Source organism: Paenibacillus sp. FSL H8-0034, assembly GCF_038000305.1.
In the GTDB taxonomy this organism is placed as follows: domain Bacteria; phylum Bacillota; class Bacilli; order Paenibacillales; family NBRC-103111; genus Paenibacillus_S.
In genome coordinates this window covers 1,015,106-1,042,088 of the sequence record NZ_JBBOBS010000001.1, presented here as the reverse complement: position 1 = coordinate 1,042,088, position 26,983 = coordinate 1,015,106, and the positions used below count along the sequence as shown (strand labels likewise).

Genomic DNA, 26,983 nt, shown 5'->3' with positions numbered 1-26,983 from the left:
CCATTAAAATGAAACTGCGATCAACCTTTAACTGAACCAAGCATAACTCCTTTGGCAAAATGCTTTTGCAGAAACGGATATACAGCCAAAATTGGGACTGTCGCTATGACAACTGCCGCCATCTTGATCGTTTGCTTCGGAAGCTGATTCTCTGACACCATCTCGGCTGCCGATGCCCCGCCTGTAGAGGTTTCCGAATCAATCAGCATCGTTCTGAGCACCACCTGCAAGGGCACCTTCGTATAATCATTAATAAACAGAATAGCGTTAAAGAAGGTGTTCCAGTAGCCGACCGCATAGAACAAGCCGAAGGCAGCCAGGGCCGGGGCCGACAACGGAAGCACAATACGAAAGAACGTGCCGATATCGTTGCAGCCATCGATCATAGCCGCATCCTCAAGCTCAACCGGGATGCTGTCAAAAAAGCTTTTCATCAGAATGGCATTCCATCCGCTGATAAGCACAGGAATAATAAGCGACCATACGCTGTTGATCATCCCCAAGTCACGAACGACGATATAATTGGGAATAATACCGGGATTGAACAAGATCGTGAGTAATATCATCAGCATCAGGATGCGTCTGCCTCTGAGCCGCTTGCGGGATATACCAAACGCCATGGCTGAGGTGAAGATCAGACTTAATCCGGTGCCAACCGTGGCCAGGAAGGTACTGACTAACGTGGCATTTTTAAACGTATCCGTATCTAATAAATATCGGTAAGAACCGAGCGACCAGTTCTGCGGGAACAAGACGAAGCCGCTTTTCTGAAGATATTCATAAGGGTCGGTAAAGGAAATAATGAACACATAATATAAGGGGAAAACCGTAATGATTCCGATTACGACTAATGCTACCGCATTCACAATGTTAAATATACGTCCTCCGAAGCTTCCCTTCATTGTCCTGACCACCTTTGTCGCTTGTACTTAATAGACGCCATCCTCGCCAATTTTCTTGGCCAGCCTGTTGGCCACGATCACGAGAACAAGACCTACCAAGGATTTGAACAAGCCTACCGCTGTACTGTAGCTGAATTGTCCACTTTGGATACCATTCCGGTACACATACGTTTCAAAAACATCCGCATATTGGGCGACAGCACCATTACTCATCAGAAATACTTGCTCGAACCCGACATCCATAATATGTCCGAGCCTCAATATGAGCAGGACCAGAACAACACTCCGGATTCCAGGCAGCGTTACATGCCAAGCCTGCAGCCATCGATTGGCCCCGTCTATTTTGGCGGCTTCGTATAATTGCGGGTCAACGGCTGTAATCGCCGCCAAAATGATAATCGTACCCCAACCGGTTTCTTTCCAGATGTTTTGCAGCACGAGCATTCCCCAGAAGGTATCGGTATTCGTCAAAAAATCATACTTGGGCAGTCCAATTGAGCTCATCATCATATTGACAATACCCGAGGACTGGGACAAAAGTAAAAACGAGATCCCGACGATAATGACCCATGACAGAAAATGTGGAAGGTAAACAATCGACTGAATGACGCTTTTGAAAAATTTGTTATTTACTTCGTTCAGCAATAATGATAAGACAATAGGCAGTGGGAAGAAAAACACCAGGTTTAAAAAACTGATGACCATCGTATTACGGAACAGCAGTATAAAATCGGGATTAGAAAAAAAACGAATAAAGTGCTCCAGCCCAACCCAATCACTATTCCAAACGCCTGCGTATGGGGAATACTCCTGAAAGGCAATCACGATTCCCCACATCGGAAAGTACTTAAATATGATGAAAAAGATAACGCCGGGTAAAATCAACATATACAAATATTTATCACGCCGGATATCGGACACAAGTGGCCGCCGCACTTTTTTCTTCTCTCTGGTGATGGACGATTGCATCGCAGATGATTGTGTTTCCATATTCACTACCTTCCACTTCCATCATTATGGTCAAAATATCGGACAGGCTGCACGCTTACACCAGAATCCCGTGCTTTAATTGAACGATGCGCTGCTCATCGGCCGATACATAGGCTGCGTCCAAAATAGAAATCGTTTTGAGATTGTCCTTCGAGCTGTTAGGCGCTTCAACGCCCGTTTCCAGTGAGGTCAGCAGGTGATTCAGTCCTTCGTATGTAGCGATTTCTCTCGATAGATTATTTTCCCAGGTCTCTGCAGGCGTCTTCTCGCCTTTACGGTAAAGATCGGCACGATTATAGCCGGTTACAATTGTTCCCGTCTCGCCAATTACGATCATCTCAGTTCTGTTAAAGGTGGAGGAGAAGCTTTGTACATAAGTAGCCACAACATTGTTCTCAAAAACGACCTGAACGGTTGCATCGGTCTCACCTGCACATTGAATGGCGGAGGAGGAACGATTCTGACAAACGACTGATACGGCATCGCAGCCCAATATTTGCCGAAACCCGTCAAACCAATGAATCCCCATCACAGACATCGCGTTGCGTTCGCATTCCTGGCGCCAGCCTACGTCCTGTCTAAAGAAAATATTCGTGAACACAATCGACGTAATTTGGCCAATTACACCGTCCGCCACCTTGTTCTTGACGAGCTCAAATGGATAATGGCGTCTGAAGTTCTGGTTGATCGATATCGGTACGCCCTTCTGTCTCGCTTGCTCGGTAATCTCGGTCGCTTCCTCCAACGTATCGGAGAACGGCTTTTCAACAAATACAGGAAGACCAGCCTCAATCAACGGCAGTACAATTTGCTTCCGGATGGAGGTAGGTGTACACACGACTGCCACATCGATACCGCTATTTTGAATAAAATCGTGCAGATCGGTAAAACGTTGAGGCACTCCATATTTATCCGCTTTGGCATGCAAGGCTTCGGGATTCGGATCGCACAAGGCTACGATCTCAATTCGCTCAGGATGTTCCTTATACCCTACAAAATGCAATTCCGTGACGCCGCCAGCACCCACAATACCTACTCTGTACTTTTTCATCGTCCCACTCCACCTCTTGAAATTATTGGTTGACCCAGCACACTGATTCGACAACGAGATGCACGACAAATTCATTTTCAACAAAGTTGTATTTAATTCAACTATGTTGAACAAGATTTATTTTACACCATCATTATGAATAATGCAATCGCTTTCTTTCAAAAAATTGACAATTAATTACCCGTTAGCTTGTCCATAATCCTTGAGATGGAAATCATCGATAGCATGACAAAAAAGCCTGAGGCTGTTCCTCAAGCTTTGGATTAAATAAGTTGGACAAGCTTCTCTACGATGGAGCGTCAGGTAGTCCACTGTTCGCTTTGGACTGTGTGAATACGCCTATATACTTCACTTCATCTGTGATGGGGCACAGCATATGCTTTTCAACCGAATCGAAGTACAGACTGTCGCCAGGCTTTAACGTATACTCGACATTGCCAACCTTGTAGCGCATTTCGCCTTCCAGAATAAAAATAAACTCCTCGCCATTATGGCTGTACACATTTTTACTGTCGTGCTCGTCCTTACGTGAAACAAAAAGAAAAGGCTGCATCAGCTTTTCACCACGTTCAACAGCAAAGGCAAAGAAGGAGTAGCCCTTCTCTGTCTTGACAAGCTTCGATTCGCTCGTTTCCAATGTTGTATAAATCGTACCGGACTGCACTTGATCATCAAGTAAAAAAGAAACCTTGGTTCCCAAAGCATCGGCTATTTTGATTAAAGTGGCAATAGGAGGAACCGTTTTCCCGTTTTCAATCTTTGACAAGAGACTTTTGGAAAAGCCACATATGTTGGCAATCTCGGTCAAATTGCGGTTCTGCTCTTTTCGGATTTTCATAATTTTGTTCCCAAGATCCATATGTTCATTCTCCTGTCCTCAAGGTAAACCATGTTTATCATAGCTAAACCTTGTGGAACAAGTCAAGTGTTACCTGGCTATCCTTTAACCGATCCGAGCATGACACCCTTGGCAAAATGCTTCTGCAAAAACGGATATACGATGAGAATCGGCACAATTGCGAGGACAATGGAGGCCATTCGTATCGTCTCCTGAGGAATGACACGATCGTCTCCACCCCCGCCAGCTGCGCCTACCCCATTCGAATCCGAATCGATAACAAGTGATTTGACCAGCACCTGAAGTGTCCATTTCTTGGCATCGGTCAAATAGATCAACGCATTAAAATACGTATTCCAGTACGACACCGCGAAAAACAACGTAAAGGCCGCGATAGCCGGCATGGACAAAGGAATCACAATCCGCCAAAACACACCGATATCGGAGCATCCGTCAATATGGGCTGCATCCTCAAGCTCCGGAGGCAGCGATTCGAGGAAGCTTTTGATCACGATCAGGCTCCATGCATTGGTTAAACCGGACAGGATCAGCGACCAATAGGAGTTCAACAGCCCAAGCTCCTTGATCAGCAGGTAATTAGGCAAAATGCCGGCATTGAATACCAGTGTAAAAATAACCGCGCTGAGCATAAACCGCCGTCCAGGAACAACTTTCTTGGTCAGCACATAAGCAAACGTGAACGAAATGATGACACTCAGCACCGTTCCGATGCCCGTTACGAATACCGTGCTTTTTAAAGCGTTGATAAAGCTGTTGGTCGACAAAATATACTTGTACGCCGACAATGACCACTTTTCCGGTAATAAATAAAATTGCAGCGGCACATAGACCTCAGGGTCTGTGAAGGATACGCTGAACACATAAATAAACGGAAAGATGCAGGCCAACGAAATCACGCCCAGCAGTGAGTAATTTATATAGTCAAAAAGCGTCAATTTTTTAGTCGCTACGAAACTCACGGGGTGTACCTCCTTTATTGTGCGTGTTAAACAACCTCTAGTAGATGCCCTCTTGTCCCATTTTCTTGACAACATAGTTGGACAGCATAACGAGAACCAAGCCCACAACGCCCTTGAACATGCCTACGGTCACACCTACACTGATTTTTCCTCCGAGAATTCCGATCGTGTAAGCATACGTATCAAACACCTGGGAAACCGAAGTAACTAGCGGGTTGTTCATGAGCAGCAGCTGTTCAAAACCGACATCCGCCATATGGCCGAGCCGCAAAATCAATAAAATAATAATGGTCGGACGAATCGCCGGCAGGGTGACATGCCAGATTTGCTTGAAGCGTGACGCCCCATCTATAACTGCGGCCTCGTACTGCTGAGGATCAACGCCAGCCATCGCAGCCAAGAAGATGATCGTTCCCCAGCCGACCTCCTTCCACATGCTTTGCAGGGTAATCAGTCCCCAATAGTAGTTCGGGGTCGATAAAAAGGATACCGTCTCAAAACCCATACCGGATATCATTTTGTTGACAATCCCTACATCTGTGGAGAGCATGAAAAAGGTCATACTCGCTACAACGACCCAGGACAGAAAATGCGGCAAATATACGATCGATTGATTAATGCGCTTAAATACCTCATGTCGGACCTCATTAAGCATCAATGCCAGCAAAATAGGTACGGGGAACATAAATATAATGCCAAAAATATTAATCGCAAACGTATTTCGCAGCATGATATAAAAGGTTTGACTGGCAAACATTTCTGTAAAATTGGTCAAGCCGATCCATGAGCTGCCCCATAGCCCCTTATACGGGTTGTATTCCTTAAAGGCGATCAACAAGCCCCACAGGGGCGCGAATTTAAACAAAATAAAGTACAGGATTCCCGGCATTGCCAGTACATACATCCATTTTTGCTGTACCATTGTTGACCACAAACTACGCCGTGATTGTTGTTTGGTTTGCTTCTTGATAACAGCCGTTTGCATAAAGTCACCTCATTATTTTAAAAGCCTCTGAATGATGCCTTTGAAGAAGATATTTTCGTGTTATAGATGATGCGCATATCGCCTTATTCACTGATCTGATAGTCCGCACTAGCGAGCCAATCCGGTCGAATCGTCACACCCCAGCCTGCTCCTTCGGGAACCTGCACTTTGCCATCACGTACTTCCAAGGGCTCCATAAAAAGGTTGTTCGTCCAAACGTCCTGCTCGATCGTATATTCCATGTGTGTCCCCGCATTCGGAATAGCCGCGACCATATGAAGGGTAAATATCGTAAGCATCGACAGGTTGGCAGCATGTGGTGTGCAGGTCATCCCCACGGCCGCGGCCATTTTGGCTACCTCCAGCGCACGGCTGAAGCCGCCCACATAGCATATATCCGGCTGGACGATATCAACCGCACGCATGTTGATCATGCGCCTGAACTGCGCCAGATCGGTATCCTGCTCACCGCCAGTGACAGGGATATCGAGAGCGTCTGCCACCTGCTTGGTCCATTCCAGCTCCGTGTACGGACAAGGCTCTTCAAAATGACAGACGCCATATTGCGCAAGCATACGTCCGGTTTCAATCGCTTTGCGCGGCGTTAAGCCGCTGTTGGCATCAACATACAGTGGCGTGTTATCGCCAATGGCTTTCCTGACCGCCTTCACCACCTGCTCCGAACGACCCGGATAGACATCCACGTCATTACCGAAATTGCTGGCGATACGGATTTTAAAAGCACCGTACCCATACGTATCCTGAAGACGCTTGATCCGCTCAGCCTCGTCTTCCGGGGAAATGTCGCGCTTCATGCTGGAACCGTAAACCTCTACCTGACGCGGTTTTCCGCCCACCAGCTCACATACGCTTTTCCCTAATCGTTTCCCCTTCAAATCCCATAATGCCGTATCCAGCCCGCCGACCGCCCTGCATATATAAGAGCCAGGAAATTTGTGCTCTTCCCTGATGCAGGTCGCAGTCAAAACCTCGATTGCATCACAGTCGGCTCCGAGCGCATGAGGGGCAATTTGCTGATGCAGCACGAGCGCTGATATATTGGCATGGTAAGGAGCAATTTGTCCATATCCCTGCAAGCCGTCCTCGGATGTGACACGAACAAAGGATAAATTTCGGGTCGTAAAGGTTTCTATACTTTTAATCTTCATCACTTGGCCTCCATCTTGATTCGAATCTAACGGTGGTTTGATCTGTAGCCGCCTGGCGTGATCTGCACATGCCGCTGAAAAATCCGGATAAAGTTTCGTTCCGAATATCCAATCGCTGTGGCAATCTCGCCGAGTCCCTGATCCGTATCCCTTAGAAGCCGTTTGGCTTCATCGATTTTGCTTTCCACGACATATTCCAGAAAGTTTTTGCCCATGCTTTTTTTGAACAGTCGACTCAGGTAGGAAGGACTCACACCGACAATTTCCGCACACTGTACCAGTGACAAATCATTTCCGCAATTTTCACTGATATAGGTGCAAATTGTTTGAATGATCGACTCACCTGCTGACTCCCGATCGTTCCGCGTCAACCAAAGGTACAGTGGGAACAGTGTATCCTCAAACCATTCACAAATTTCCTGTGAGGTCTGTTTGTCGCCCAACTGTCCAAACAAATTGTGCTCCATGACGTCTACGGCATTGGCTCCCTGCTTTTCCAAAGAGACGATCAATGAAGAGAGCAGTACATGGTAGCTCTGATAAATAAATACATAGGATTGGGAGCTTTGCAGAATCTCCGTAAATCGTTTGAAATTTTGAGTAGCGAATGGAATATCCTCCTGTTCGAGTGCAGCCACAACAGCTGCCTCCTGCTCACGAGGGTATTTGATCAAGGCCTGCTTCTTCACAGGCTCCACATCTTCAATAAATAAAATCGTTTCCGAGTCCCGGAATATCCGATATTGCAGTGCGGTTTCTGCTTCCTTGTAGGACACCGGAACGTCAGCCACATGCGCATACAATCGTCCAATACCAACGGTCACCTCAAACGATAAATAGTTGTGGAAGGCTGCTGAGATGGCAGCGGCATATTCCCTTGTGAGATCCAGCATCGCTTGCTGCACCATATCGGGCTTGAATTGCAGAATCGCCGCCCCTCTCCCCTGATAAGGGATCACATAGCCTTGCAGCGTATGACTGCGCAGTATCTCCTGCATCACATTCGCCAACGAAAAGGCCACGATCCCTTTTTCCTCAGGTAAAAACCGCTTCTCTTTGTATATGTTTTCGGCTTCAACAATCAGCACGACATTCGTCGAGGTTACTTCAATCCCATACGTTTCACAATCCTGAATCAGCGTTTCATTTCTCGTATAATCGCCGCTCAATAGTTGAAAAAGAAACTTTTCCCGTAAAGAAGGCTCCATTTTGTCCATATAGGCACCAAGCTTTTTCGTTTCCTTGCTCAAATAATCCAGAGATTCCTTAATGATATCCAGCTCATTTTCCTTATCCTGAATTCCGTCTACACGGAGCGAACGACTTTGATTAATCAATTGCTCTATAGGGTTATAAGCCCGTTTGGAGGTGAAGTAGGTCAGCAGGACCCCAACGCCCACAAAAAGCACAAGAATGAGCACCATAATCCTGCGAATCCAGTCCAATTGATCCGTAATCGCTTGCTCCGGTATGACGGAAACATAGGTTCTGGCAAACACGTTTTTCACATAACTGTACTGCGCCGGCTTACCGTCAATACCTTCGGCCACAAACCGACCGGAGTTTTTGTCAGAGGCTTGAATCATTTGTATACCCTTTAAGCTGCCGGTCTGCTGCAACAGCTCAGCATCGGATTTCCTGTCCAAGCCAAAGGGATCGTGCAATTTGACGATGATCAGCTCTTGGGCACTGGTCACAATGACCGTATCGGTCTCTAAAAACTTGCTGAGCGCCGACGTCTCGATCTCAAAGCCGAGTAAGCCCTCGGGTCCGCCATTCCCAATTAATGGAAGTAATCTGGCAAAGGTAATGTATCCTTCCCTTTTGCTGAGCGGGGACCATTGAGTCAAATACTTGCTTGCCAGCAATCGGTCGATATCTTCCTTATATTTATACTCTTCCTTCGGAATGGGGCCATATTCGTTAGATAGAATTACGCTGCCCGGGCTGTTATATAAAAAGATTTCATTAATAAAGCTGTTCGAGTTTTTAACCAACGCAATTTTTTTCAAGATTTCGATATTCCAGATGGTACTATCACTAGATGAACCTGTGTAGGCTTCCTGTAACATGGGATCCTTGGCTAGCTGGAGCGAATCCTGCTCGATTTCTTGTAACACCCTTTCAGCACGGTCCTTCAGAATGGTCAAGGACGAATCACTTTCGGTCTGAATAAAGGTCTCCATCCGATTCATCGAAAGCTGGTAATAGACCGTGCTTGCCAAAATAACCGGAACACATACGGATATGCAGCCGAGCCAGATCAGCTTGTATAAATATTTATTGGGGTTAGTCAGTCGCTCGATTCCCAGGTATTTCAAAAATAACTTGCTCCAGTTCGCCATAAGTCCTCCCATTTCTAGAGCTCAACATCTTAAGTATGAGCTGTGTGCTGGCTTTAATGATAGGGAGTGAAGCACAATACATCAAGTGCCAGCAGAAGATTCCCATAGATGCTGTTCTAGCTGCCGATCTTTTCCTTGTATTCCTTGGCAAATTCCTGATACGCCTTCTTGAACTCCGCACTGCTGTTCAGCTTGTCAACATAGGCTTTGTACTCGTCCATGGAAATTTGTCCGACGATAGCTTTCACAACCATCGATTGCCATTCGCTATTGTATTTCGGCCAGATCGATATCCACGTATTGGAATTGATAATCGAGAAGAAATCAATTTTGCCGACCTTGCTGTACGATTCTACAGATGCCGATTTGGCGTCGTTGTACACTTTCGGGGCCGCCGGATTAATAACTTTCATCTTGTTGTTGTAAGCAAGCGGGAAGATTGCGCCTGTCCCGTTAGCCGTTACCTGCTTCTTACCAAGATCGGTCAGCTGCTGCTGGCCCTCGACCATCGTATAATGTACGCCCTCAATACCGTAGTAGTTATAGTCCGTTTGCTCCATCGTTGTTGTTCTCTCGAAGAAATCGAGAATTTGCTTCACTTTTTCTTCAGGCACTTTTTTGGAAATATAGAAGGCACCCGAGAAAGGTACGGATAACTGAACACTGACCCCTCCAGGACCTTTCATCGGTGGCAATGAAATGACTTCCCCTTCCGGCTGTACTTTCTTGATCCCCTGCTCAAAAGTGAAGTCCCGCCAAACGTTCCGGGCATATGAAGCCGCGCGTCCGGTCGTGTACATTTCTTCTGCCTGCGTTTGCTTGATAGCCGAGAAATCCTTAGCCAAAATGCCATCTGTATACAATTGACGGAAGTAGGCGACCATATCCGTATAATTTGAAGTTAAATTTTTATTAATCAGACCGCCTTCCTTGTCGTACACCGGGTCCAGACCGCCAAAGGCAGACAGGAAGCTGCCATCACCGTCAGCAAGCAAAAACCCTTGCCCGATGAGACCAATTGTGTCCTTTTTCCCGTTGCCGTCAGGATCGCCGTTGACTATCGTTTTTAATGCGGCTGTGTACTCATCCAACGTAGTTGGCACTGGCAATTTGAATTTATCAAGCCAGTCCTTCCGCATTTTTAAGCTGATATCGATTTGCGGGCGATTTCTCGGCACACCATAAATGCCGCCTTCGGACTTCATATAGTTCCATACTTCCTTGTAGCTGTTATTCTTCAAATTTGGATACTTGCTGAAGTCCCCAAGAAATGGTGCCAAATCCCAGAATGCACCTTGCTTAACTGCGTTTTGCAAGGTCGGACGTGTAATGTTACCCGCTACAAGAACCTCCGGAATGTTGCCGGAAGCAAGCACCAGATCGAACTTGGTATCATAGTCACCGGAAGGAATCCATTCCACCTCCAGCTGAGATTTGCTTTCCTTTTGAAATTTGGACCAGTACTCATCATTCATGTTCGGAACATCGGCGTACGATGGAACCATGAATTGAACCTTAAGATCCGTAGGAGCCTGGGGCGTGCTTCCTGCTGCTTGTGGCTGTGGATTGTCGCCGCCGCACCCTGCGATCACACCTAAAGAAAGTGTCATTAGCAGGGACGAGCTGACTGCTTTACGAGATAAAACCTTCATGTTCATAAACCTCCCTATATCTGCTCAATATCTTTTCGTGACGATCCCGATTGCCAAGCCAATTCGGCTCATATGGGTCGTTTGCAGCTTAATTGTAGTGTGATCTTCGACTGCATGTAAGTGACAGTTCTTGAACTGGCTTTCAAAAAACACTGTAACATCAAGTATTGTCACCCATTGATGAATCAATTTTGCGCTGAACTGTAATCGGACAGACTATTAGCAAAATATTCTGAAAATTTAATAAGATTCTAAGCTTAGCTTAAGCTTTCTCTTCGGCAGGCGGCGTATAATGTAGCACATACCAACAAATGGAGGGATCGCCATGAGTCACGTTAAACATTTTCTGATTGGTTTTTTCTATAGCTTTATTGCCATTGCTGCCCTGCCCGTTCTGCTTATTCAAAGCTTGCTGGAGTTATAAATCAGACTGCGTTCTGCAATTGATTGCTGCTATCCTCCTACTCATTGTACAGCCACTCGGCATTCGCCAAAACAGATGGGACAAGAGAGTTCCCTTATACCATCCATACTGCTATCCTCCTACACAGGTAGGGGGATTTTTTAGTTCACCCACATTTTGTATTGGACAAATATTTTTTAAATTCATTGTACTTTATACAACAATTGTTGGAGATTACTGAAGGAACGGTACACATTCTGCAGCATTATCGATCTAATGAACGTAAACGGTCTTTTCAGCCGAGAAATGTTGTATATCACCTGCTGTGGCGAATCGGATTTAAATCCGTTCGACTTATATCAATAATAGAAAAAGAAGAGGAATTATGATGTTTAGACTTTGCAAAAAAATAATCTCGAAATCAGCTATGTACCTTGTGCTGGCGGACTGTCTATCGTTTGGCAGCATCGCATCTGCTTTTGGCGAGCCCTCACCTGCCGACGTTCAAATCAAGAAGTTCAGTTCGTCTGATGTTGTCGGGGCGGCAGACATCACGCCTGAGGGCAAGAGTCTGTGGCCAAAATTGTGACCACTGTAATGCTCCTACAACAGCAGTATGATATAATAACATACAACAATGGAGTGATGATGAAGTTGGAGTTACTCGATGCACGGAACGATTTTATTTTCAAAAAAATATTTGGAAGCGACAGCAACAAGGATGTGTTGCTCGCGTTTCTCAACAGCACCTTTATGGAGGCTGGTGAGCCGCCGCTGACGGAGATTACGTTGATGAATCCCTATACCGACAAAACGACCCAAAGGATAAGCAATCCATTCTCAACATTAAAGCCAAGACAGCCGAAGGCAAGCTGATCAATATTGAGATGCAGTTGTTCAACCCATACAACGTGGAGAAGCGTACGCTTTTTTACTGGAGCGGGATGTACTTCCATCAAATTAAAGAAGGCGGCAATTATAGCGAACTGGGTAAATGTGTGACAATCACCATTCTGAACTATTCGTTCCTACCAAATGACCGCTACCCTAATGTTTTTCATCTGCGTGAAGATCATACACTAATCCCATTAATTGATGATATTGAAGTCCATGTGATGGAATTGCCCAAGCTGGAGGAATACGAGGTTCCGATGGGCGGTGGCTTGGTAAACTGGCTTTTGTTTTTAAGAGGCGTAGAGCAGACCAATTGGGAGGCGTTGACAGTGAACGAACCGATGCTGAAGAAAGCTATGTACAGACTTGAATGGAGTATGACACCCGATTGAAATTTCTTCGTATTGAAACATCCAAAGTAGATGAACCAAAAGCTGAAGGTATTAGAAAGATCATATAATGTAATAAAGCCAGCCTGAAACCGGCTGGCTTATTTATACTTCGGGGATGCTAGAGTCAATTCGATCACCATTCTAGTTGACACATAACCTTAGGCCGCGACCAACCTCCTGCCGTTTTTCAACGTAGAGTCGCTATGCTTCAGTATACAAATCTGGAATACATTCGGATTATCCCAGCCTTCCTTCAATGCAGAGTGCGAGATAATGACATTGTCTTTACTGTCGAAGCTTTTTTTGCTGATCTTATGGATTGGATTGCCATCGTTGTAGATAGCTGCTGCTGAAGTGACCCCACCTACTCCACAGAGCGTTGAAGTCATTGTATATATCCATAGCCACTATTGCTAAATGCGTTCGTGTACGGTAAATTGATAGTATATTCATTAAGCTACAGGCTTTAACCAAGGACATACGGTTAACGGTATGATTGCTCAGAGAGGGTGCACTCGGCTGCAAGGCGCCCCAATCATCGTTCAACCCTCCCACCTTGCAGCCGCGATGGGGAAATCTGTTGCCGGGGAAACCCGTTATTCCGTTTAAGGACTGCCGTTGTCAAACGGTGGTTAACTATAGGGTGGTACCACGAAACCGCATTCGTCCCTAACGAATGCGGTTATTTGATTTGGAGGAGGAGCTTGATCATGAGACAACGACACGCATTCATTCCTACATTACGGGAAACCCCATCCGATGCAGAGGCCGCCAGTCACCAATTGCTGCTGCGGGCAGGCTTTATCCGCCAACTGGCTGCCGGCATCTATACCTACCTGCCTTTAGGCCGAAGGGTTCTGCGCAAGCTCGAAGCTATTGTCAGGGAAGAAATGGATCATACCCAAGCCCAGGAAATCTTAATGCCTGCTATGCAGCCTGCAGAGCTATGGCACGAATCAGGACGACACTCGGTGTATGGACCCGAGTTGATCCGTTTTCAAGACCGCAATTCACGAGAGTTCACCCTGGGTCCGACTCACGAGGAAGTTGTCACCTCGCTGATTCGTGATGAAATTAATTCCTATCGTAAACTTCCCGTGATCGTGTATCAAATTCAGAGTAAATTCCGGGATGAACGGCGTCCACGGTTCGGATTGCTGCGCGGAAGGGAATTTGTGATGAAGGATGCCTACTCGTTTGATACAAGCTGGGAAGGTGTCGATCAAGCTTATCAAGCTATGTACAGCGCCTACCACCGCATATTTGATCGGTGTGGTCTGAAATTCCGTGCAGTTGAAGCGGATGCCGGAGCCATCGGCGGCGAGGGCGGCACCCACGAATTTATGGCATTAACAGATATTGGCGAGGATACGATCGTAACCTGTGAGAGCTGTGGGTATGCCGCTAATCTGGAGCGAGCCGTATCACGAATGCCTGCTGAAGGCTTCAATGGTTTAGATCCGTTAAATCGTTTGGATCGTTTGGATATCGAAAAGATCGCAACTCCCCATATGAAGACAATTGACCAGCTTGTACATTTTCTGAACGTGTCGGCTGATCAACTGATCAAAACCTTGATTTATATAGCCGATGGTCAACCAGTAGCCGTGTGTGTCCGCGGCGATCATGAGGTTAATGAAACGAAGCTCAAAAACTACCTGAATGCCGATAGCCTTGAGCTTGCTGACGCCGATACGATTGCCCGCGCCACCGGGGCGCCCTCTGGATATATTGGACCCATGCAGCTGTCCATTGCCCTATACGTGGACCAGGAAGCTGCCCGCATGAACTCTGCGATTACCGGAGCCAATCTCTCAGACTTCCATCTGCGTCATGTACGGCCAGGGCGGGATTTCTCTCTGGAGCATACAGCGGATCTGCGCAACGTAGAGGAAGGTGACCTCTGTATACATTGCGAAAGCTCCTTAAAGCTGACTCGCGGCATTGAGATTGGCCATATTTTTAAGCTCGGCACCAAATACAGCGAGCCGCTGAAAGCAAGCTTTGTTGATGCTGAAGGTAAGGAACAGCCCATGCTGATGGGCTGCTACGGAATCGGTATCTCACGGCTGCTGTCAGCTGCGGTGGAGCAGTCTCATGATGCGTTTGGTATCGTATGGCCGTTCTCCATCGCTCCCTTTCATGTCCATATCGTGCCCGTTTCGGTGCAGGATACGACCCAGATGCAGGTGGCCGAGAGCCTGTATGCGCAGCTTGGCCAGCTAGGTGCCGATGTACTGCTGGATGACCGCGAGGAAAGACCCGGCGTCAAGCTCAAGGATGCCGACCTGATCGGCATTCCCATACGCATCGTTGTTGGTAAAAAGGCGGGCGAAGGCTTGATCGAATGGAAGGAGCGTGGTGCGGAAGAAGTGCTTGTACTCACCACTGAGAAAGCCATTGAGCTGATTACTCTCAAACTACGAGATGCAGCTAATTAAAGAACTGGATAACCTGCTTTTTCAATAAAGGCAAGTTTGTCTTCAATTGTTGAAGCCGGTGTCCGTTTGCTCCAGATGGGTGAGGAAATCCGGACAAGCAGCTCTGACGCTCGATGACTCCTTGTGAGACGAGGAGATTCAAAGCATCCTCCACCATTTTCCCCAACGGTATAAGGAGCGGATTTGCGAGCTGTTTCAGTTCATTGTTCAAGGTGCTGCATACATATGCCGATAAGAATTGTGATTTTACCAGCTGCGGATTGTGCCCTGTATAATTAAGTCCGTGTGAAAAAACAGGATATTTAATAACCGACGACGTATGGAGCCACTCATCCTGATCTTCAAATAATCGCGTACAGGATGAAAGCCCGAGAGCCGTGTTAAGTTCAATCTGATCGAGCATGCTGCACAGGTTTTTCCTCATCGTACCGGCGAATCTCGCAGCTTGTTTAGACCTGTAGGCGATTTGTTCGAGCAACAGCCCTGCATCCACATCCTGTTTGGCTTGTCTGAATGCCAGCTCCATTTGTGTCCAGCCCGGAGTAATGCCAAGTATGACCAGCTTCGCAGCTTGATTGATATACTCGTTATGAGGAGCATAATACATCTCCAGCCCACCTTCCCTGTGAAGAAGAAAATCGGGAATAAGCAGATCCTGCTTCGTTAAAGGCTTATCGGCAGGCAGCCGCTGGATTGCATCTATATAATGGTGAAGCTGATTCCAATCCTGCATATAAATACCACCTTGGTAATAAGGTAACTATCTTTTCATGCTATCAAAGGTTTAGTATATCAAATATTCCTAGAAGTCCGGTGATAAACGAGCGCAGCGGCCAAATGATCCTGGAGAAGCGTGAGCGTTCGCCTTTGAAATCGTGAATAAACCGCTTCTAGAGATACCACGATTCATCGCAAGAACATCAGAGTAACTGAAAGAACAGTGCATTTCCATAAAACGGAGGCGAAATCGGCTATGACAATAAATGAATTTGCTCCCAAGGCACCTTTATTCAGAGATCCGATCTATGATGGCGCGGCTGATCCGGTCGTGATTTGGAACCGTCAAGCTGCCGAATGGTGGATGATTTATACGAACCGCCGAGCTACAGCTGGTGGCCTTGGAGTCCAGTGGGTGCATGGGACCGATCTGGGGGTGGCTTCCTCTGCCGATGGCGGACAAAACTGGCTGTATCGGGGTACACTTGCCGGACTTGAGCTGGAATGGGGTCGTAATACATTCTGGGCTCCGGAAATCATCTGGCATGAAGATCAATATCATATGTATGTGAGCTATATTCAAGGAATCCCGCAGCAATGGGCAGGCCACTCGCGCCATATTATTCATTATACAAGCCCTGATTTACTGAAGTGGACTTACCAATCCCGCTTACAATTAAGCTCGGAGCGTGTGATCGATGCCTGTGTGCACAAGCTTCCAGCCGGCAACTTTCGGATGTGGTATAAGGATGAGGACCATCATTCGCACACCTATGCTGCAGATAGTGATGATTTGTACAATTGGACGGTAGTCGGACCCGTGATTACAGGTCGCGGTCATGAAGGACCTAACGTATTTATCCTTGGCGGCAGCTATTGGTTGCTAGTCGATGAATGGCGCGGACAAGGCGTGTACCAATCAGAGAATGGTATAGACTGGGTGAACCAGGGGCTTATCCTTGACCAGCCTGGACAGCGTGAGGATGATCAGGCAATTGGCCTTCATGCCGATGTTGTGGTCCAGGGCGAGCATGCCTTTATCTTTTATTTTACTCATCCCGAACGCAAGCCCGGTCAGCCTGAACGTACCTATCAGGATCGCCGGACCTCGATTCAGGTCGCAAAGCTTACGGTTAACGATGGCAGGCTGATTTGCGATCGGGATGCGCCTTTTGATTTTCGCCTGATAGCAACTGAATAATGAAACAAGATTACTTATTATCGAGAGGCCGGTGCTACTTACACCTTGAGCTTCTATTCAATGGAGATGAAACAATCTGATGAGCAACATAGAACCGCTGCCTTATACTTATGGAATGTACACGATGTGCCTCGTTCAGGACGGAGACCGTGTATTACTGGTAAATCGCCCAAGCGAAAAAGGATTTCCAGGTTATATCGGTCCTGGAGGCAAAATTGATTTTCCTGAAAGCCCTGCTGATGGAGCTATTCGCGAGGTGCTTGAGGAAACCGGGTTAACCGTTACGAAGCTGGTCTATAAAGGAATGGCTGAGCACGTCGAGCCCAAAACCAATTACCGTTACATGGTATTCAACTATGTGGCTACGGCTTATGAGGGTACCCTGCTGCACAACCCGCCCGAAGGCGAGCTCCTCTGGGTTCCGATCAGCGAGGCTTTGAATCTTCCCATGCAGCCGTGGTTCAAGGAGCGATTTCCTTTGTTCTTCGAAGAGGGAACCTTTGAAATCCATTCGGTATGGGATGAAGAAAGCAAGCAGACACTGGAGAAAACTATTAAAAAGCTGTAGACGCCTGAACGGTATCCTCCTTCATGTCAGCCTCATTTATTGAAAGTTAGTAAACCTGTCAGTACCCATCTATCAAATTAAATCATAGAGTATAGTGCACTTAAATCTACTTATGAAAGGAGTGCATTCATATGTCTGACAAAGTGACTCTATCAACCGGTGTGCTGACCAGAGAGCCTGGAACTATTACTGCCGTCATCAATATTGCAAATGTGGACAAGGACGATTCACACCGTATTACTGTCCAAGTACTGGATTGGTCCTCCTATTCCGATCCTGTACTACTTCCAGTGCTTATCGGCGATAACGTTCCAGTAATATTTCCTTACCGCCTGGCAGGCAATAATTTGGCTGTGATGTATGCTGATCTGGATGAAACCGTCGATCTCTACGAAATCCGGATTATATCTCACAAACACAAAAAAATTATTGCCAACTGTTTTGGAAGAAGTCTTCCTCCTTATACCAGTCAGCAAGGAAATACCGTACTTCAAAGCCAGCTTATCAAAATTAATTAACCACCGGTACAAAATGCTGCCTCTTAACCTTGACCTTGAGATGACAGCAGCCACCCAGCATAGTTTATGCCGGGCTATTTTTTTGGGAATGGATTAGAATCCAGTCCCCAGTGGCCGTTAATGCAGCAAGCCCCGTAATCAAGCCAACTGGATCGTTAGCTGCACTACAGGGCGAGTACTTTTACAATTATTTATTTACTGAGCTCAATAATTCTTTTTTCCAAATACTTCGGCTCAATAACATGGAGCACTTCCAACACGGTTCCGTCCTTGTCAATCAGATAGTTCGTCGGAATCGCCTTATATTGGTAGGCGTCCATGCTTCTTCCCTGATAATCCAGCAGCACCGGAAATTTAAAATCAAATTCCTTGACCATATCCCGGGCATTGGCAATCTCATCCTGCACGGTGACATTCACCGCGTACACATCAAAACGATCCTTATATTCGTTATACAAGCGTGTTAAATCGGGAGCCTCATCACGGCAGGGCGTGCACCAGGAGGCCCAGAAATTCAACAGCAAGGGCTTATCCCGCTTGCCCCCCACCTTATAGGTCTGTCCGTCAAAAGCAGGAAGCTCCAGCGCTGGAGCAGCCAGCCCGGGCTGAGGACCGACTCCCTCCGGCACAGCAGCCTTATTCTGCTGGGTTTGAACTGCCTGAAACACAGCAAATCCGGCCATAATCAGGATAACACCCATAATGATCCAGTTACGCTTCATAACTAGCAGCTTCCCCCGATACCCGGCAGCGCTTTGAGCTGAATACCGTGCGGCTGCGCCCCGACTTTAATATGCTCCACGACCTCCTGCTTGACGGTATCGATCACGACAACCTCATCGGAGCCGCTCAGCGTCACATAAGCTTTGCTTTGCTGACGATTAAAGGAGATATGTCTGGCACCGGATAAGCCCGTTAACGATTTGATCACCTTGCCGCTTGGCAAATCAACAAAGCTGACCGCATTGCCTTCCATACTGGTTACAACAGCGGTTAAACCATCTTCCGTAACAACAACATCTGTCGCACCCGGCGCCAAGCTAATTTTACTCAACTGCTTGCCGTCAGCAGTATCGTAAATCTCCAACGTGTTATCGCCCGCGCTCGGAACGTACAGCTTTTTCCCGTCATCGCTGACCTTGATCGCACGTGGCACTTTACCGGTAGGAATCGTCTGCTGCAGCTGCTTGGTTTTGACATTGACGACATATACTTTATGGTTTTCATGATCGCTCACATACAGCTTGTCACCGAAGAGCACGAGGTAATTGGTTTTGGCACCTGCCCCCAAATCAATCGTTCCGGCCTCCTTGCCTTCCTTCGTATCGACCAAATAAATAAATTGATCGGCAACAGCTGCCACGTACAGCATTTTATTGTCAGGCGACAGCACCATGCCGTGCGGCATCGGTCCGACCGGAACTTCCTTGGTCACTTTCAGTGTTTGTGTATTAATGAAGGAAACTATGCTGCTGTTCATATTCGCGGCATAGGCTTCCCGCATGGTCGAGGAAAAAATAACGGTAGACGGAGCCTCAGAGAGAGGAATCTTGCCGACCACCTTACTCGATACGACATCGATCACCGATAGGCTGTTCGTTTTTTCACTGGGCACATAAAATTGGACGCTCGTTAATTTGCCGGCAGAGGATTGCTCGGTATTTACCGATTCACCACCAGCTCCGGGTTTGGTTTGCAGGCGCTGTGCGGCCTCCTCCTTCGTCTCCATCGCGCAGCCGCCTAATAAGACCGACATGGCAATAGCGATAATCATCATCTTTTTTGAGTGTATCATTGCAGGCTCTCCTCACAACTTGGACAATTTATACATAAATAAATCATTGTATTTATATCGGAATTAGTGCTATTATACAGGAAGAAAAGCTTTAAAATCAACAATTCATTTCATCATGGGGGGAAATTAAAAATGAAAAAACCGGTCGTTATGATTACATTATTAGCTTTAGCCATTGTATCCGCAGCATGCGGAAGTAAGGATGCCGCCAAACCAGCAGCCAGCACACCAGCAACTACCGCGGCCGCGAAGCCTGAAGCTGCTGCAGCCTCAGCTTCCATCAAGGCAACAGACCCATATCCAAACGCACAGCTGTTGGCTGATGTGAAATGGACTGAGGAGCATCTGAAGGATGCTAAAGTAAAAATACTAGATGCTCGTGCCAAAGGCTATGAGCAAGGACATATTCCCGGTGCATTATCGCTGAATTCAGGTCTATTGAAAGATGCCGCGAACAACACCATTGTAGCCAAAGATAAATTTACTGAGTTATTTCAAAATCTCGGTGTCAACAGCGATACCACTGTACTTATCTATGATGAAGGCAATTCCTTGAATGCTGCTCGTGTTTTTTACGCATTGGAGTATTATGGACACAAGGATCATGTTAAAATACTAAATGGTGGTTATGCTGCTTGGGCTGCAGCCTCCAAGGAAGTATCAACCGACACCCCTGCTGCACCTGCCAAGGGTAATTTTGCAGCCGCACCTAATGATAAGCTAATTACTACAAAGGAGCAACTAAAAGCATTGGATATTCAACAATGCACGCTGCTTGATGTACGCTCTGCCAAGGAATTCTCCGGCGATGACCTGCGCGGCAACCAAAAAGGCGGTCACATCGATAAAGCTGTCAACCGGGAGTGGAGCGATGCTATCGATGCTAACGCCAAGGACGGCGTACCTGTGTTTAAAAGCTATCTGGATTTGACTAAAGCATTCGAGCAAACCGGTGTCGACAAGGATAAGAGCAAAACCGTTATTCCTTATTGCCAAACCAATATCCGTGGAGCACACACTTACTTTACGCTTCGTCTGCTGGGTTACACGGATATTCGTCCTTATGAAGGTGCGTTTGCAGAATGGGGCAATGCCGCTGATACAACTGTTGTAAAATAGAAAGGAGTCAACTCCATGGCACAAATTATTGAAGGTGTATCCCACATTAGCTCACAGGAGCTGCAGGATATTGTATCCGATACAAACAGCTCTGTCATCATCATCGATGTTCGTGAGCCTGAGGAATACGAAGCAGGTCATATTGAGGGGCTTCCATTAATTCCGATGGGTGAGATTGCCGACCTGATGGATCGTTTGGACCCGAGCAAAGAGTATATCTTCGTCTGCCGGAGCGGCCGCCGCAGCTATGAGGTCGCCAAGTTTTTTGGTAATAACGGCTTTGAACGCGTGCATAACCACTTGGGCGGCATGCTGAATTGGCAGCAGCAGGGACACGATATTGCGTTTGGACCTGCCGAGGACATCATCGAGAACTTCAAACCTGAGCAATTGGAAAGGAAGCGTGGATAATGAGCTTGAACGAACAGCAACTACTTGAAATCAAACCGGATCATATTGTCGATGCTATCGGCGAAGTATGCCCTCATACCTTAAATCTGGCGCTGGCTGGCTTGAAAAAAGCCAAGTCTGGTGAAATTGTCGTTGAAATTACCGATCATTCGATTGCAACCAAAACCATTCCAGCAGCGGTGAAAATGAATAAATACGGAGAATTCCTCGGTGTCGCCAAAAAAGGCGGAAACTATCACATTTTTATCAAAAAAGCTTAAGCTGCACGATGAGCAAATCCTGATGCGGATTTGCTTCTTAATTTATTAAAGGTTAGGACGGTTTACATCATGGCTTATACTTGGGATGTCTTTTTAATGGCTGCTATCTTTGGATTTCTGTACGGGTTTCTGCTGCAAAAGGCGGACTTCTGCTTTGTGGCCTCGATTCGTGACTGGATCAGCGTCAAAGATACCCGAATCCTGAATGGTGTGCTTGTACTGATGGCAACTGCTTTACTTGGCTGGGGACTCGTGCTGACCCTGGATATCAAAAGCGTGTCCGATATCTGGACGGTACCGCTTGGCGGCGCTAACCTGCTCGGCGGCATTTTGTTCGGTATCGGTATGACGATTGCCGGCGGCTGCGGCTCCGGAACGCTTTACCGCTGCGGCATGGGCTATATCCAATTTTGGATCGTGCTGTTGTTTGCCATTGCCGGTAATCTGCTGTTTGCACTTATTTATGATCCTTGGGCGCGCGATGCGCTTAAACCTCTTACTGTACTGGAAGGCGGATATACGCTGTTCTCATGGCCTTTGCCTTATTATTTACTTCCTGTAGTTATCGTTGCGGTTATGCTGGCTATAGCGATTTATCGCTTCGGGCTGAAAGGTTTTGTTGGCGGCATCAAGTCGTCCTTGACGGATTGGGAAGGAAGCCCTCTGAAGCAGTCCCATTGGGATATTCGGTTGGTCGCTTTCCTGATCGGAGCGGTAGCTACCATTCAGTTCGCATTGATGTCCAATGTCAGTATTACCGGGCCTGAAACGAGAATCGGAGCAGTTGCCCTCGCGCAGCTGTTGGGAAATGATTTTGTATTTAACAATACGTACCTGAATGCGATGTTTGCCGATTTTCCGCGGGTTGGACTCGGTCCAGAAGAAACACTTATTATTTTTCTGGTGATCGGCTCATTTGTCGCATCTCTTCTAAGCGGCAGCTTCAAATTCCGTATCCCGAGAGCGTCACGGCTTCCTTTTGCCATTGGTGGCGGTCTGTTGATGGGTATTTCCTCACGGATCGCACCTGGCTGCAATATTGCCAACGTCATTACGGGAATCGGCGGTTTATCCTTGAGCAGTGTGATTGTCGTTATTGGCATGATCATTGGAATTGTCATCGTCGTCGCGTTTGTATTCAAAATGCCGCTGATGCTGTTCCAGCGTAGTGATGCTTTGGATGACTGACTCCTGCATGTGAACAACCTAAAAACGTCTAGCCTCTTATTACTCGGGGCTAGACGTTTTTGCTGAAACTATAACCTGATAGGGTCTCCAGGCCATCCAAGTTAGTTACACTAGTAAAAAGGTTAAAATAATAGCTTTTTTTCTTGACAATTCGCTTGATAATCATTATCGTGAAAATGATCTTGATAATCATTATCATGATAGTGGTGGATCGTTGTTGAACAACGTCCCTAAATCTCTATAAGGAGTTGTCATTGTGCAAAATATGTTCAAGTCTGTTACAGCGATATTAAGCTTAACCCTCTTATTTCTGATCTCAGCATGCGGTTCTACCCCAAACCCTGGAGAACCTGCTTCCGCTCCAACCGCTCAACCCCCTGCCGCCTCAGCTGCCACCAAGACGATCAAGCATGCGATGGGTACCGCAGAAATTAAGGGTACACCCAAGCGTATCGTAACCCTGGAATGGGTGTATGCGGAGGACCTGCTGGCACTTGGTGTTCAGCCAACAGGCGTAGCCGACATTGCCGGATATAAAAGGAATTTCAGTATTCAGCCACAGCTGGCTGCCGAAACCGTAGATGTCGGAACACGACAGGAATCGAATCTGGAGGCTATTGCCGGTCTTAAGCCTGACCTTATCATTACCTCTGCCAACCGTGCCAAGCAAAATTACGAGCAGCTGCAAAAAATCGCACCCACGATCGTATTTGACTCGTATCCGGCTGAAGGTGCAGGTGATCAATATACAGAGATGGAAACGACCTTCAAAACAATCGCCGACCTCACCGGTAAAACAAGTGAAGCTGACAAAGTATTAAGCGATTTGCAAAAAACGTATGCCGACTCCAAAGAAAAGCTGAAAGCAGCGAATAAGGAAGGCGCCGAGTTCGTATTAACCCAAGCCTACAGCAACCAAAATGCGGCACAGCTGCGGTTGTTCACTGACAATTCGATGGCTGTACAAATTTTGCAGCGGGCCGGCTTGAAAAATGCTTTTAAATCAAGTAAATTTGAAAGCTTCGGTTTTACAACTGGCTCGGTTGAACTGCTGCCTTCTGTACAGAACGCCAACTTTTTATACATTGTTCAGCCGGATGATAATGTATTCGAGAAGCAGCTGAAGGACAACGCCGTGTGGAAGGGACTCAATTTTGTAAAAGAAAACCGTTCTTACATGCTGCCTGGAACTACGTGGGTATTTGGCGGTCCGCTATCTGCTCAAGTATTCGTCCAGCTTGCGACCAAGGCCATTGCGAAATGACAACCCGTAAAATCGCCGCACCTCTGACATCGACAAGCATGGTAGGCTGGAAGCCGGTCCTTGTATTCGGAGGCGGCTTTCTTGCGCTGATCGTTCTCCTCTTTGCCAGTCTGACCCAAGGTGAAGCCAGCGTCACGATGCAAACAGTCATCGATGCGCTGCTGCATCCGCAGGATATCCCTTCCCACCACCTGGTACTCGGCCTTCGCATGCCCCGGGCCTGTATCGGAATGCTTGCAGGTGCCGCACTTGCCGTGGCGGGAGCTTTGCTGCAAACTGTAACACGCAATCCACTCGCTTCGGCATCAACACTCGGACTTAATGCAGGCGCCTACTTCATTATCGTGTTGGCTGCCGTTTATTTCCCGGGCTTAAAGGCCAGCATGCCGCTGCTGCTCGCGCTCATTGGCGCTTGCGGTGCAGCTGCTATGGCGTATCTGATGGGTGGAGGCCGCAGAAGCACACCGGTACGGATGGCACTCGCCGGGCTGATTGTTTCCCTCGTGCTGTCCTCGTTCACCAGCGCGCTGCAGCTCATCTATGAGAACCAAACCTCCGGCCTGTTCGTCTGGGGGTCCGGCTCACTTGTCCAGAATGACTGGGTCGGTGTCCGTTATGCTTGGCCATGGGTCACACTCGGTATAGTTGGTGCTATATGGTTTGCCCGTCCACTCGACCTGCTGGAGCTGAATGAAGAAACATCGGCTTCACTCGGTCAAAGCGTCACCTTTACCCGGTTTGCTGCATTAGGTCTTGCTGTTCTGCTGGCAGGTGTGACGGTCAGCGTAGTCGGACCGATTGGCTTTATCGGACTAATCGCCCCGCATCTTGTACGATTGATCGGGCTGCGCCGCCATCGTATGCTGCTGCCTGCAAGCGCTCTATGGGGTGCTGTCATATTGGTGGGCGCTGACACAGTAGCCCGTATGTTCCACAGCACGCTCGGTGAGCTTCCGGCAGGTGCAGTGACCGCAATGATTGGCGGACCATGGCTCATCTGGCTCGCCATTCGGGGTATCCGCGAGCAGCGGTCGGCAGAAGGCTCTTCGTCCATGAGCGTCGGCAATCTGAATAGAAAGATTCCGTATAGTGTGCTTGTCCTGACCGTCAGTGTGGCACTCGTGCTGCTGATCACAGTCAGTGTGATGGCCGGCTCGATGAGGCTGTCATTCATGGAGGTGTGGTCGATCTGGAGCGGCGGCGGTACGGAGCTTGCCCGTAATATTGTTTTTAACCTGCGGCTGCCGCGTATCCTTGTTGCTGCCATGGCCGGAGCAGCGCTCGCTGTCGCCGGCGTGATGATGCAAGGCGCATTACGCAATCCGTTGGCCGATTCATCGATTGTCGGCGTTACCGCCGGTGCAGGCTGCGGTGCTCTGCTGCTGCTGGTCGTCTGGCCGCAGGCTTCGGCAGCGTGGCTGCCTGCCGCTGCGCTGGCGGGAGCTTTTGTCGCAGCAGCAGCGGTATATGTGCTTGCCTGGAAAAAAGGATTGAATCCGGTTGTTGTCGTGCTTGTCGGTATCGCTATCTCCGCGATAGGCTCGGCCGTTATTCAATTCCTTGTCATTAAATCGGGGGTTACTGCCGCTGGAGCCATTGCCTGGTTGGCAGGAAGCACATATGCCAAAGGCTGGGAGGACCTCATCGGCCTCACAATTGCCAATGTTATCCTGCTGCCGCTTGCCTGGCTGCTGGGTCGCAGGGTCGATCTACTCGCATTTGGAGATCAGGTATCGTTGGGTCTGGGCCTTAAGCTGCAGCGTACGCGACTGATCACAGCCGCCATCGGTGTGGCGCTTGCCGCTTCTGCAGTAGCCAGTGTAGGAACTGTCGGCTTTATCGGATTGCTAGCCCCTCATGCCGTACGTTTGTTTACAGGTCAACATCATCGTCACTCTGTTATACTGTCCGCGATGATAGGCGCCTTATTGCTCGTCGGAGCCGATATGATTGGCAAATTGGTTTTGGCTCCCAAGGAAATTCCTTCTGGAATCATTGTAGCACTCTTGGGAACTCCGTATCTGCTGATACTCATGTACCGAAGTGCTGTACGACGCTAATCATTAACCCTGTTAATCGGTGTGCTCGGCTCTGTGCTTCAGCACAATTTCGTCTCTTCCGCTTTTGGTTCACCAAACTTCCAAAAACCGCTGTTACGACACATGATTCAGTGACGTCCCAGCGGTTTTTACATTTTTTTCAACAAAAATACGGATGAGTGGATAAACAGAAGCAATCTGGGTAATAAAAAAATGGAGCCCAGACATATCAAAGAAGCTTATTATATTCATAAAAGGAGGGACTGACATGCTTGTCTCGCAAATCCATACGGATCAACTGACCAAGGAACACATACATAAGCTGCTCTACGCTAATATGGACGATGACGGGAAACAGGGGGATTGTATCTTTGTATTCGGAAGCCGCAATGCCGTCACCTACCGGGTTCCCAAAGCCGTCGAGCTGTACAAGCAGGGACGCGCCAATAAAATCCTGTTCACAGGTGGTGTATTCGACACCCCTGAGGCCAAGACGATGAAAAGCAGCGCCATTCAGGCCGGTGTATTAGAAAAGGATATTATTATTGAAACCCGCTCCAAGCATACGAAGGAAAATGTACTGGCCGCATTATTCGTGCTTGATCGGGCGATCGGACTCCATAAGATCAAAAGACTGCTTGTCGTCACGACCAATTATCATATGAGACGCTGCCTGCTTACACTGCAAACCTATATGCCGGACTGGATCGAATACACCATATGCAGCGTAGATGATAAAGTGACCCGGGCTGACAATTGGTGGCTGCATGAAACGGGCACCAAACGGGTTCGACAGGAGATCAATAGCCTTGTCAAATATATTAGACAAGGCCAAATTCGCGATTTTGAATGTTAGTAGTC

At 47.6% G+C, this 26,983-nt stretch carries 25 protein-coding genes and 1 pseudogene; 13 read left to right on the top strand and 13 right to left on the bottom strand.

Features of this window, described 5'->3' with window-relative positions:
• Positions 1-20: 20 nt before the first annotated feature.
• From NST47_RS04840 to NST47_RS04800, 9 genes are all read right to left on the bottom strand, one after another.
• On the bottom strand, positions 21-902 hold the full coding sequence (locus NST47_RS04840; protein ID WP_341154118.1) for a carbohydrate ABC transporter permease: 882 nt from the start codon (positions 900-902) through the stop codon (positions 21-23).
• Positions 903-929: 27 nt separating this feature from the next.
• Complete coding sequence (locus tag NST47_RS04835) at positions 930-1,892, bottom strand: ABC transporter permease (RefSeq protein WP_076231201.1); 963 nt, start codon at positions 1,890-1,892, stop codon at positions 930-932.
• Positions 1,893-1,947: 55 nt separating this feature from the next.
• Positions 1,948-2,943, bottom strand: coding sequence for a Gfo/Idh/MocA family protein (locus NST47_RS04830; protein WP_341154117.1), 996 nt, complete (start codon positions 2,941-2,943; stop codon positions 1,948-1,950).
• Between the two features lie 286 nt (positions 2,944-3,229).
• Positions 3,230-3,802 carry a helix-turn-helix domain-containing protein gene (locus NST47_RS04825; protein WP_262688129.1) on the bottom strand — a complete coding sequence of 191 codons (573 nt, stop codon included), beginning with the start codon at positions 3,800-3,802 and terminating at the stop codon, positions 3,230-3,232.
• Positions 3,803-3,879: 77 nt separating this feature from the next.
• Positions 3,880-4,761, bottom strand: coding sequence for a carbohydrate ABC transporter permease (locus NST47_RS04820; protein ID WP_076231194.1), 882 nt, complete (start codon positions 4,759-4,761; stop codon positions 3,880-3,882).
• 37 nt (positions 4,762-4,798) lie between these two features.
• The gene (locus tag NST47_RS04815; protein WP_420832546.1) at positions 4,799-5,683 is read right to left on the bottom strand and encodes an ABC transporter permease; all 885 of its coding nucleotides are present in this window, start codon (positions 5,681-5,683) and stop codon (positions 4,799-4,801) included.
• A gap of 146 nt (positions 5,684-5,829) precedes the next feature.
• Positions 5,830-6,915: a mandelate racemase/muconate lactonizing enzyme family protein gene (locus NST47_RS04810; RefSeq protein ID WP_341154116.1), complete on the bottom strand. Its 1,086-nt coding sequence runs from the start codon at positions 6,913-6,915 to the stop codon at positions 5,830-5,832.
• A gap of 26 nt (positions 6,916-6,941) precedes the next feature.
• Complete coding sequence (locus tag NST47_RS04805; protein WP_341154115.1) at positions 6,942-9,260, bottom strand: helix-turn-helix domain-containing protein; 2,319 nt, start codon at positions 9,258-9,260, stop codon at positions 6,942-6,944.
• Positions 9,261-9,376: 116 nt separating this feature from the next.
• Positions 9,377-10,912: an extracellular solute-binding protein gene (locus tag NST47_RS04800; protein WP_341154114.1), complete on the bottom strand. Its 1,536-nt coding sequence runs from the start codon at positions 10,910-10,912 to the stop codon at positions 9,377-9,379.
• 791 nt (positions 10,913-11,703) lie between these two features.
• On the opposite strand from NST47_RS04800, the gene NST47_RS04795 reads away from it, so the two are divergent.
• Positions 11,704-11,904 (top strand): hypothetical protein, encoded by a 201-nt coding sequence (locus tag NST47_RS04795; protein WP_341154113.1) that lies wholly within the window; start codon positions 11,704-11,706, stop codon positions 11,902-11,904.
• A gap of 59 nt (positions 11,905-11,963) precedes the next feature.
• Positions 11,964-12,654: pseudogene (locus tag NST47_RS04790) on the top strand (Rpn family recombination-promoting nuclease/putative transposase); the annotation flags it as partial.
• 105 nt (positions 12,655-12,759) lie between these two features.
• Here NST47_RS04790 and NST47_RS04785 read toward each other — a convergent pair.
• Entirely contained in the window at positions 12,760-12,990 is a 231-nt protein-coding gene (locus tag NST47_RS04785; protein ID WP_341154112.1) for a hypothetical protein, read from the bottom strand.
• 321 nt (positions 12,991-13,311) lie between these two features.
• Here NST47_RS04785 and NST47_RS04780 point away from each other — a divergent pair, with 321 nt between their 5' ends.
• Positions 13,312-15,042, top strand: coding sequence for a proline--tRNA ligase (locus NST47_RS04780; protein ID WP_341154111.1), 1,731 nt, complete (start codon positions 13,312-13,314; stop codon positions 15,040-15,042).
• Here NST47_RS04780 and NST47_RS04775 read toward each other — a convergent pair.
• Positions 15,035-15,775, bottom strand: coding sequence for a hypothetical protein (locus tag NST47_RS04775; RefSeq protein WP_341154110.1), 741 nt, complete (start codon positions 15,773-15,775; stop codon positions 15,035-15,037). The two genes, NST47_RS04780 and NST47_RS04775, sit on opposite strands and share 8 nt — an antisense overlap.
• A 240-nt stretch (positions 15,776-16,015) precedes the next feature.
• On the opposite strand from NST47_RS04775, the gene NST47_RS04770 reads away from it, so the two are divergent.
• From NST47_RS04770 to NST47_RS04760, 3 genes are all read left to right on the top strand, one after another.
• Positions 16,016-16,960, top strand: a complete 945-nt coding sequence (locus tag NST47_RS04770; RefSeq protein WP_341154109.1) for a glycosyl hydrolase — start codon at positions 16,016-16,018, stop codon at positions 16,958-16,960.
• 79 nt (positions 16,961-17,039) lie between these two features.
• A complete protein-coding gene (locus tag NST47_RS04765; protein ID WP_341154108.1) occupies positions 17,040-17,528 on the top strand; it encodes an 8-oxo-dGTP diphosphatase in 489 nt (162 codons plus the stop codon).
• Between the two features lie 131 nt (positions 17,529-17,659).
• Positions 17,660-18,046, top strand: coding sequence for a hypothetical protein (locus NST47_RS04760; RefSeq protein WP_341154107.1), 387 nt, complete (start codon positions 17,660-17,662; stop codon positions 18,044-18,046).
• Positions 18,047-18,237: 191 nt separating this feature from the next.
• On the opposite strand, the gene NST47_RS04755 is transcribed toward NST47_RS04760, so the two are convergent.
• Positions 18,238-18,768, bottom strand: coding sequence for a TlpA family protein disulfide reductase (locus NST47_RS04755; protein ID WP_341154106.1), 531 nt, complete (start codon positions 18,766-18,768; stop codon positions 18,238-18,240).
• 2 nt (positions 18,769-18,770) lie between these two features.
• Positions 18,771-19,841: a YVTN family beta-propeller repeat protein gene (locus NST47_RS04750; protein WP_341154105.1), complete on the bottom strand. Its 1,071-nt coding sequence runs from the start codon at positions 19,839-19,841 to the stop codon at positions 18,771-18,773.
• A gap of 132 nt (positions 19,842-19,973) precedes the next feature.
• Here NST47_RS04750 and NST47_RS04745 point away from each other — a divergent pair, with 132 nt between their 5' ends.
• From NST47_RS04745 to NST47_RS04715, 7 genes are all read left to right on the top strand, one after another.
• Positions 19,974-20,960 (top strand): sulfurtransferase, encoded by a 987-nt coding sequence (locus tag NST47_RS04745; protein ID WP_341154104.1) that lies wholly within the window; start codon positions 19,974-19,976, stop codon positions 20,958-20,960.
• Positions 20,961-20,975: 15 nt separating this feature from the next.
• Entirely contained in the window at positions 20,976-21,371 is a 396-nt protein-coding gene (locus NST47_RS04740) for a rhodanese-like domain-containing protein (RefSeq protein WP_076231166.1), read from the top strand.
• The gene (locus NST47_RS04735; RefSeq protein ID WP_076231163.1) at positions 21,371-21,631 is read left to right on the top strand and encodes a sulfurtransferase TusA family protein; all 261 of its coding nucleotides are present in this window, start codon (positions 21,371-21,373) and stop codon (positions 21,629-21,631) included. Before NST47_RS04740 ends, NST47_RS04735 begins: the two co-directional genes overlap by 1 nt.
• 69 nt (positions 21,632-21,700) lie before the next feature.
• The gene (locus NST47_RS04730) at positions 21,701-22,819 is read left to right on the top strand and encodes a YeeE/YedE family protein (RefSeq protein ID WP_341154103.1); all 1,119 of its coding nucleotides are present in this window, start codon (positions 21,701-21,703) and stop codon (positions 22,817-22,819) included.
• Positions 22,820-23,084: 265 nt separating this feature from the next.
• Entirely contained in the window at positions 23,085-24,083 is a 999-nt protein-coding gene (locus NST47_RS04725) for an ABC transporter substrate-binding protein (RefSeq protein ID WP_341154102.1), read from the top strand.
• Positions 24,080-26,143: an iron ABC transporter permease gene (locus NST47_RS04720; RefSeq protein ID WP_341154101.1), complete on the top strand. Its 2,064-nt coding sequence runs from the start codon at positions 24,080-24,082 to the stop codon at positions 26,141-26,143. Before NST47_RS04725 ends, NST47_RS04720 begins: the two co-directional genes overlap by 4 nt.
• A 247-nt stretch (positions 26,144-26,390) precedes the next feature.
• Positions 26,391-26,978 (top strand): YdcF family protein, encoded by a 588-nt coding sequence (locus NST47_RS04715; RefSeq protein ID WP_240418529.1) that lies wholly within the window; start codon positions 26,391-26,393, stop codon positions 26,976-26,978.
• The last annotated feature ends 5 nt before the right edge of the window (positions 26,979-26,983 follow it).

What these genes read in the sequence shown, in the direction of transcription:
- NST47_RS04765 (WP_341154108.1), top strand. Translation starts at nt 17,040, where the DNA reads ATGAGCAACATAGAACCGCTGCCTTATACTTATGGAATGTACACGATG.
- NST47_RS04760 (WP_341154107.1), top strand. Translation starts at nt 17,660, where the DNA reads ATGTCTGACAAAGTGACTCTATCAACCGGTGTGCTGACCAGAGAGCCT.
- NST47_RS04805 (WP_341154115.1), bottom strand. Translation starts at nt 9,260, where the DNA reads ATGGCGAACTGGAGCAAGTTATTTTTGAAATACCTGGGAATCGAGCGA.
- NST47_RS04730 (WP_341154103.1), top strand. Translation starts at nt 21,701, where the DNA reads ATGGCTTATACTTGGGATGTCTTTTTAATGGCTGCTATCTTTGGATTT.
- NST47_RS04775 (WP_341154110.1), bottom strand. Translation starts at nt 15,775, where the DNA reads ATGCAGGATTGGAATCAGCTTCACCATTATATAGATGCAATCCAGCGG.
- NST47_RS04825 (WP_262688129.1), bottom strand. Translation starts at nt 3,802, where the DNA reads ATGGATCTTGGGAACAAAATTATGAAAATCCGAAAAGAGCAGAACCGC.
- NST47_RS04840 (WP_341154118.1), bottom strand. Translation starts at nt 902, where the DNA reads ATGAAGGGAAGCTTCGGAGGACGTATATTTAACATTGTGAATGCGGTA.
- NST47_RS04785 (WP_341154112.1), bottom strand. Translation starts at nt 12,990, where the DNA reads ATGACTTCAACGCTCTGTGGAGTAGGTGGGGTCACTTCAGCAGCAGCT.
- NST47_RS04780 (WP_341154111.1), top strand. Translation starts at nt 13,312, where the DNA reads ATGAGACAACGACACGCATTCATTCCTACATTACGGGAAACCCCATCC.
- NST47_RS04720 (WP_341154101.1), top strand. Translation starts at nt 24,080, where the DNA reads ATGACAACCCGTAAAATCGCCGCACCTCTGACATCGACAAGCATGGTA.
- NST47_RS04740 (WP_076231166.1), top strand. Translation starts at nt 20,976, where the DNA reads ATGGCACAAATTATTGAAGGTGTATCCCACATTAGCTCACAGGAGCTG.
- NST47_RS04735 (WP_076231163.1), top strand. Translation starts at nt 21,371, where the DNA reads ATGAGCTTGAACGAACAGCAACTACTTGAAATCAAACCGGATCATATT.
- NST47_RS04770 (WP_341154109.1), top strand. Translation starts at nt 16,016, where the DNA reads ATGACAATAAATGAATTTGCTCCCAAGGCACCTTTATTCAGAGATCCG.
- NST47_RS04745 (WP_341154104.1), top strand. Translation starts at nt 19,974, where the DNA reads ATGAAAAAACCGGTCGTTATGATTACATTATTAGCTTTAGCCATTGTA.
- NST47_RS04750 (WP_341154105.1), bottom strand. Translation starts at nt 19,841, where the DNA reads ATGATACACTCAAAAAAGATGATGATTATCGCTATTGCCATGTCGGTC.
- NST47_RS04815 (WP_420832546.1), bottom strand. Translation starts at nt 5,683, where the DNA reads ATGGTACAGCAAAAATGGATGTATGTACTGGCAATGCCGGGAATCCTG.
- NST47_RS04725 (WP_341154102.1), top strand. Translation starts at nt 23,085, where the DNA reads ATGTTCAAGTCTGTTACAGCGATATTAAGCTTAACCCTCTTATTTCTG.
- NST47_RS04755 (WP_341154106.1), bottom strand. Translation starts at nt 18,768, where the DNA reads ATGAAGCGTAACTGGATCATTATGGGTGTTATCCTGATTATGGCCGGA.
- NST47_RS04830 (WP_341154117.1), bottom strand. Translation starts at nt 2,943, where the DNA reads ATGAAAAAGTACAGAGTAGGTATTGTGGGTGCTGGCGGCGTCACGGAA.
- NST47_RS04810 (WP_341154116.1), bottom strand. Translation starts at nt 6,915, where the DNA reads ATGAAGATTAAAAGTATAGAAACCTTTACGACCCGAAATTTATCCTTT.
- NST47_RS04795 (WP_341154113.1), top strand. Translation starts at nt 11,704, where the DNA reads ATGTTTAGACTTTGCAAAAAAATAATCTCGAAATCAGCTATGTACCTT.
- NST47_RS04800 (WP_341154114.1), bottom strand. Translation starts at nt 10,912, where the DNA reads ATGAAGGTTTTATCTCGTAAAGCAGTCAGCTCGTCCCTGCTAATGACA.
- NST47_RS04715 (WP_240418529.1), top strand. Translation starts at nt 26,391, where the DNA reads ATGCTTGTCTCGCAAATCCATACGGATCAACTGACCAAGGAACACATA.
- NST47_RS04835 (WP_076231201.1), bottom strand. Translation starts at nt 1,892, where the DNA reads ATGGAAACACAATCATCTGCGATGCAATCGTCCATCACCAGAGAGAAG.